Source organism: Ideonella sp. (genome assembly GCF_035254525.1).
Taxonomy (GTDB): Bacteria; Pseudomonadota; Gammaproteobacteria; order Burkholderiales; family Burkholderiaceae_C; genus Ideonella.
In genome coordinates, this window is sequence record NZ_DATFAN010000014.1 from 1 (window position 1) to 6,755 (window position 6,755).

Sequence of the window (6,755 nt, forward strand, 5' to 3'; positions counted from 1 at the left end):
GTCGGCCGAGTTGCGCGATGCGCGGGCGATCTCGAAGGCGCCGCCCTACGGCCCGGTGGGCACGTTCAACGGCTTCAAGCTCGATGCACCGCTGGTCGACCGCATCGACTACATCTTCGTCAGCGATCGCTTCGAGGTGCATAAGTACGCCGCGCTGACCGATTCGACCGAAGCGCGTTTTCCGTCCGACCACCTGCCCGTGGTGGCGCGCGTGTCGCTGCGCTGAGCGGGCCTTTTCTCCCTCTCTCTCATCTCGCTGTTCTCACGATGCTGAAGTACCTTGTCTCCGCCCGGCGGGCGGGATGGCTTGCCACGCTGCTGCTGGCGCTGGCCGGCGTCGCGCACGCCGCGCGGCCTGTCGCTGCCGAAGCCTGGCTCACCACCGGCGACCGCAGCCGCCTGCTGGCCCACGAGGGCGGTCTCGCCTTCGGCGAACAGGGCAAGGGCCCGCTGACGATCGCCGTCGATCCCACCCGGCGCTACCAGGCCATGGCGGGCTTCGGCGCCTCGATCACCGATGCGTCGGCGTGGCTGATCCAGCGCCGCATGAGCCCGACGCAGCGCGACGCGTTGATGGCCGAGTTGTTCGGCCGCGGCGACCAGGGCATCGGCTTCGACTTCACCCGGCTGACGATCGGCGCATCGGATTTCTCGCGCGAACACTACTCGCTCGACGACATGCCGCCCGGCCAGGCCGACCCCTCGCTCGCGCATTTCTCGATCGAGCCGAACCGGGCCGAGTTGCTGCCTGTCGTCAAGCAGGCGCTGCGGGTCAATCCGGGCCTGCAGATCATGGCCTCACCCTGGAGCGCGCCGGGCTGGATGAAGACGACCGACAGCCTGATCCAGGGGCGGCTGCGGCCTGATCGCTATGCCGACTTCGCCCGCTACCTGGTCCGTTACGTCGAGGCCTACGCCGCCGAGGGTGTGCCGGTGTTCGCGCTGACGGTGCAGAACGAGCCGCACTTCGAGCCCAAGGACTACCCCGGCATGCGGCTGGAATCACCCGCCCGCGCTGAGTTCATCGGGCGCCACCTCGGCCCCTTGCTGGCCGAGCGGGGGCTGCGCACCCAGATCGTCGACTGGGACCACAACTGGAGCGAGCCGTCGGCGCCGATGGCGGTGCTGGCCGACCCGGCGGCCAACCGCTACGTCGCCGGTGTCGGCTGGCACTGCTACGAGGGCCATGTCCAGGTGCAGGCCGCGGTGCACGATGCCTTCCCGGACAAGGACACCTGGTTCACCGAATGCTCGGGCGGCGAGTGGAAGCCGAACTGGCCCGAGACGCTGCCGTGGATGGTGCGCCACCTGGTGATCGGCGCGACCCGCGGATGGGCCCGCGGGGTGTTGATGTGGAACCTCGCGCTCGACGAGAACCACGGCCCGCACAAGGGCGGCTGCAACGACTGCCGGGGCATCGTCACGATCGACGCGCGCACCGGCGCGGTGACCCGCAACCTCGAGTACTACGCGCTGGCCCACGCCAGCAAGTTCGTGCGCCCGGGCGCGCGCCGCATCGATTCGACGGCGGCGACCGGCCCGCTGGAATCGGTGGCCTTCCAGAACACCGACGGCTCGATCGCGCTGCTGGTGCTCAACGGCGCCGAGTCCGCCCAGCGCTTCAGCGTGCGCTGGGAGGGCCGCACGGTCGACTACCAGCTCCCGCCGCAAAGCGTGGTCACGCTGGTCTGGGGCCGCTGAGCGGGCACAAGCAGCCGGCGCACGCAGCGGGCCGTCGGCTTGGCCCAGAATGCGCCGCATGCCCTTGGTCCCGCTCGAGCCGCGCACGGCGCTCTTCCTGCTCGGCATCGTCTACCTGGCGATGTCGGGGCTGGTCTGGATCATCCTGCGCCGCCACCATGACAGCGCCGGCACCGCGCTGTGGTGCCTGGGCGGCGTCTCGCTCGGCGGCGCCTACCTGCTGTTCGCGCTGCGTGGTGCGCTGCCGGAACTGGCGGCGGTGGTGACGCTCAACGCGCTGGGCCTGCTGGGACTGGCGGCACGCATATCGGCGCTGCACCGCGAGGGCGCGCCGCGGGCCTCGGCGCTGGCCGTCCCTGCGGCCACCCTGCTGGCGTTCGCCGCGTCGCTGGTGGCGGCCTCGTGGGGCGAAGACGTGCGCCGCCCGACGAACGTGCTGCTGCAGGCGGCAGGCACGGCATGGCTGGCCGTGGCGGCCCACCAGCTCGGCCGACGGACGGGGCGCCGCGCGGCGACCTTCATCAGCAGCTCCTATGCATTCATGGCCGCCACCTTGCTGCTGCGCCTGGGCGTGACGGCCGGCGGGAGCGATCAGCCGGTGTTCGAGCCGACGCTGGACCTCGCGATGGTGATCGCCGGCGGCCTGATCTCGGGCATCTTCGGCAACGTGGGCTACGTGGGCCTCGCGCTCGAAGCGGCGCAGGCGCGCCGCGAGGCCCAGTCGCGTGCGCTGGCCGAGGAGCAGGCGCAGGCCTCGGCGCTGCGACTGCGCCTGGCCGAGCGCGACGAGTTCGTGCGCGTGCTGGCCCACGAGGTGCGCCAGCCGCTGAACAACGCGTCGGCCGCGCTGCAGGGCGCGCGTGCGGCGCTGCAGGAGGAAGCCTGGGACGACCGGGTGCAGGCCGAGGCGCGGCTGCAGCGCGCCCAGAACGTCATCAACCACATCGTCGGCACGATCGACAACACGCTCGCCGCGACCACCGTGCTGGCCAGCGCACAGGCACTGGCGCCGCGCGACGCCGACGTCAACATGCTGATCGAGCTGAGCCTGGGCGATCTTGATCCGGCCCAGCGCGGCCGGGTCCGGCGCTTGGGCACCTCGCACGCCCGCACCGCGGCGATGGACATCGGCCTGATGCGCCTGGCCCTTCGGAACCTGCTCGCCAATGCACTGAACTATTCGCCGGGCGACGCGGCGGTGACGCTGCAGGTCAGCGACAGCGACGAGCCGCTCGGGCTGGTTTTCGAGGTGCGCGATCGCGGGCCCGGCCTCGCGCCCGAGGTGCGCTCGCGCGTGTTCGAGCGCGGCGTGCGCGGCGACCACGGTCTGCCTGGCCACGGGCTCGGGCTCTACGTGGTGCGCCAGATCATGCACCGCCACCAGGGCCAGGCCAGCTGGGAACCGAACGAAGGCGGCGGCAGCGTGTTCCGCCTGTGGCTGCCCATCGTCGAGTAGCGGTCAGACGCTCCGTAACGGCGCGCGGAACACATAGCCGACGCGCGACTGCGACTGCATCGGCACGACCACCGGTGTCGCGCGCTCGATGCGGCGGCGCAGCCGGTACAGCGTGGCGCTGAGCGTGTTGTCCGGCTCGTCGGTGACCGGCCGGCCCAGGCGCCGGCACAGGATTTCGCGCGGCACCGTCTGGCCGCCGGCCTCCACGAAGCACTCCATCACGACGAGGTCGCCATCGCTCAGGTCGACGCGCACGCCGTCGGGAGCGACGAGCTGGCCGGCGTGGCGGTCGAGCACCCATTCCTTCGAGCCGGCCTCGGTGGCAGCGACCCGGCGGTGCACCGCGCGGATCGCGACGACGACCTGGTCGAAGGTGACCGGCTTGGCCAGGTGCATGTCGGCGCCGGCATCGACGACCGACGAGAACACGTCCTCGGCGACGCGGCCGGAGACCACGAGCACGCCGGCGTGCGTGCGCCGGCGCAGCACGCGAATCAATTCGACCCCGTCGATGCCGGGCAACATCAGGTCGACCAGGTAGAAGCCGTAGCTGAACGGTGCGGTGTCGGCCAGCAGCTCGTCGCTGTCGGCGAAGCGGTGCACCTGGAGCCCCAGGCCCCGCAGGTGCTGGGCGAGGAATTCGGTGTATTCGACGTCGTCGTCGATCAGGGCGATCGACGCGGGCAGGGCATTCGATTCGGTGGAGTGCATCACGGGAATCACGGCGCTGGAGGTGCAGCGATTCTAGGCAGCAGATGCGCTTGGAAGCCCCTACATTGACTCAGGTCAAGCCGTTACAAGCGTGCCGCTGGGGCAAGATGAGCCGGCGCCAGACAAAACAATGCAGCGGCGCAAGGGATGGTCACAGATGCTCGATGCAGCTCTGTTCGAAAGTATTGCGGAGGACTCCCCGGATGGCATCGTGCTCGTCGCACCGGACGGGCTGATCCGCTTCTGGAATCGCACCGCCGAGGCCATGTTCGGCTATGGCCGCGCGTCGGCAGTTGGCCAGCGCCTTCACGAGTTGCTGCTGCATCGGGTCGCCGATGAAGACCGCCAGGCCGATGAGCAGCCGCCCTCGGCCGAGGCGGGCGCCAGTTCGTTCGACACCGTGGCCCGCTGCGCGGACGGCTCGCTGCTGTACGTCAACGTGGCCTCGCGCCCGCTGCACGATCGACATGGCCAGTTCGTCGGCGAGGTCTACAACCTGGCCGACGTGACCCAGCTGCGCACGCGGCGCGACGCACAGCTGCTGGATGCGCGCTTTCGCGACCTGCTCGATTCGATGCCCGACGCGATCGTCGTCGTCAACGACATCGGCCGGGTCGCCTTGGTCAATCGCCAGGCCGAGGGGATGTTCGGCTATGCGGCACGCGATCTGGTCGGCGCGCCGCTGGAGACCATGCTGCCCGAGCGCTTTCGCGCCGGCCACGGGCGCCACCGCGAGCGCTACATGAACAAGCCGCACACCCGGCCGATGGGGCAGGGGCTGGAGCTGTATGGCCAGCGCAAGGGTGGCGAGGAGTTCCCGGTCGAGATCAGCCTGTCGCCGCTGCGCACCGACGTGGGCCTGTTCGGCTTGTCGGCCATCCGCGACATCAGCGAGCGCCGCCGCGTCGAGCGGGCGCTGGAGGAGAAGAACGTCGAGCTCGAGCGGGCCAACAAGGCCAAGGACCGCTTCCTCGCGACGATGAGCCACGAGCTGCGCACGCCGCTGAACGCGATCATCGGCTTCACCGGCATCCTGCTGATGCACCTGCCGGGCCCGTTGACGCTGGACCAGGAAAAGCAGCTCGCGATGGTGCAGTCCAGCGGCAAGCACCTGCTGTCGCTGATCAACGACCTGCTCGACCTGGCCAAGATCGACTCCGGCGGCATGCAGGTCAATCTGGTCGAGCTGGATTGCTGTGCACTCGTGGAAGAGGTCGTCACCACGCTGCGGCCGGCGGCCAGCAGCAAGGGCCTGGAGTTGCGCACCGCGCTGCCGCCCGCGCCGGGCCTGGTCTGGGGTGATCGCCGCGCGCTGCAGCAGATCTTGATCAACCTGACGAACAACGCGATCAAGTTCACCGACCATGGGCATGTCGACGTGTTCGTGCAGGCCGACCGCGACCCCGATGGCCGCGACGTGATCCGGCTCGGGGTGTCGGACACCGGCATCGGCATGTCGCCGCAGGACATGGCCCAGCTGTTCGAGGCCTTCACCCAGGTCGGCAACCCGAACCAGCGCGCCAGCATCGAAGGCACGGGCCTCGGCCTGTACCTGTGCCGCAAGCTGGCCGAGCTGCACGGCAGCCGCATCGAGGTGAGCAGCGAACCGGGCCGGGGCAGCCGCTTCTGGCTCGCGCTGCCGGCCGCGACGGCGGTGCAGGAGGGTGTTGCATGAGCGGTCCGGCGGTCCTGGTGATCGACGACAACGCGATCAACCTGGCCTTGATCAGCTACCTGCTCGAGGCGGCCGGCTGCGAGGTCCGCGCGGCCGAGCAGGGCGAGGCGGCGCTGGCGCTGCTGGCGGCGCGGCCAGATGTCGCGGCCATCCTGTGCGACATCCAGATGCCGGTGATGGACGGCTACGAGGTCGCCCGGCGGGTCAAGGCGGATCCGGGCCTGGCCGGGATCCCGCTGATCGCGATCACGGCGCTCGCGATGGTCGGCGACCGCGAGCGCATCCTGGCGGCGGGCTTCGATGCCTACCTGTCCAAGCCGATCGAGCCGGCGAGCTTCATCGCGACGCTGAAATCGCTGGTGCCGCACCTGTGGGCCGAGCCGCCGCAGCCCGCGCCCAGCCGCTCGCCGGAGCCGCTGGCGCCGGCGTCGGCCGGCCAGACCATCCTGGTGCTCGACGACAACCCCACCAACCTCGAGCTCAAGCGCAACCTGCTGCAGCCGCTGGGCTACCTGGTGCTGACGGCGCAGGACCCGCTGGCCGCGCTGGAGCTGGCCCGGTCCGAACGGCCCGACCTGATCATCAGCGACGTCGGCATGCCGCAGGGCAGTGGGTTCGACTTCATCGCCGAAGTCAAGGCCGACCCGCGCCTGTGCGACATCCCGTTCGTGTTCCTGTCGGCGACGCACTGGGACGACGTCCAGCGCGCCCGCGGCCTGGCGCTGGGTGCCGTGCGCTACCTGCAGCGGCCGATCGATTCGCAGGCGCTGCTGGCGGAGATACGGCGGTGCCTCTCGAGGTGAACTGGCTTTGCCAGGCACCTCGATCCCCCGCGGGGGGCGGCCCGGGCTGGCCCGGGCCAGGGGGCGCTTAGCATTCCACGATATTGACCGCGAGGCCGCCGCGGGCGGTTTCCTTGTACTTGGTCTGCATGTCGGCGCCGGTCTCGCGCATGGTCTTGATGACCTTGTCGAGGCTCACGTGGTGGGTGCCGTCGCCGTGCAGCGCCATGCGCGCGGCGTTGATCGCCTTGACCGACGCGATCGCGTTGCGCTCGATGCACGGGATCTGCACCAGGCCGCCGACCGGGTCGCAGGTCAGGCCCAGGTGGTGCTCCATGCCGATCTCCGCGGCGTTCTCGGCCTGGGCCGGCGAGCCGCCCATCACCGCGGCGAGCGCACCGGCGGCCATCGAGCAGGCCACGCCGACTTC

General features: G+C 70.4%; 6 protein-coding genes and 1 pseudogene. 5 read left to right on the top strand and 2 right to left on the bottom strand.

The annotated features are described in order from the left end of the window. The 3 genes and pseudogenes from VJ693_RS01500 to VJ693_RS01510 form a co-directional block, all read left to right on the top strand. Positions 1-226, top strand: a pseudogene (locus VJ693_RS01500) (endonuclease); the annotation flags it as partial. A 41-nt stretch (positions 227-267) separates the two neighbouring features. Beyond that, positions 268-1,701 (top strand): glycoside hydrolase family 30 protein, encoded by a 1,434-nt coding sequence (locus VJ693_RS01505; protein ID WP_324151694.1) that lies wholly within the window; start codon positions 268-270, stop codon positions 1,699-1,701. Positions 1,702-1,759: 58 nt separating this feature from the next. Beyond that, positions 1,760-3,157, top strand: a complete 1,398-nt coding sequence (locus tag VJ693_RS01510) for a HAMP domain-containing sensor histidine kinase (protein ID WP_324151695.1) — start codon at positions 1,760-1,762, stop codon at positions 3,155-3,157. Between the two features lie 3 nt (positions 3,158-3,160). Here the strand turns inward: VJ693_RS01510 and VJ693_RS01515 are convergent, their stop codons facing one another. After that, a complete protein-coding gene (locus VJ693_RS01515; protein ID WP_324151696.1) occupies positions 3,161-3,868 on the bottom strand; it encodes a response regulator transcription factor in 708 nt (235 codons plus the stop codon). Between the two features lie 157 nt (positions 3,869-4,025). On the opposite strand from VJ693_RS01515, the gene VJ693_RS01520 reads away from it, so the two are divergent. Both VJ693_RS01520 and VJ693_RS01525 read left to right on the top strand, forming a co-directional pair. Further along, complete coding sequence (locus VJ693_RS01520) at positions 4,026-5,543, top strand: PAS domain S-box protein (RefSeq protein WP_324151697.1); 1,518 nt, start codon at positions 4,026-4,028, stop codon at positions 5,541-5,543. Next, entirely contained in the window at positions 5,540-6,346 is an 807-nt protein-coding gene (locus VJ693_RS01525; protein ID WP_324151698.1) for a response regulator, read from the top strand. The genes VJ693_RS01520 and VJ693_RS01525 overlap by 4 nt, the downstream gene beginning before the upstream one ends. A gap of 67 nt (positions 6,347-6,413) precedes the next feature. Here the strand turns inward: VJ693_RS01525 and VJ693_RS01530 are convergent. Continuing rightward, positions 6,414-6,755, bottom strand: a 342-nt coding sequence (locus tag VJ693_RS01530; RefSeq protein ID WP_324151699.1) for an L-serine ammonia-lyase, iron-sulfur-dependent, subunit alpha, incomplete at its 5' end; no start/stop codon positions are given.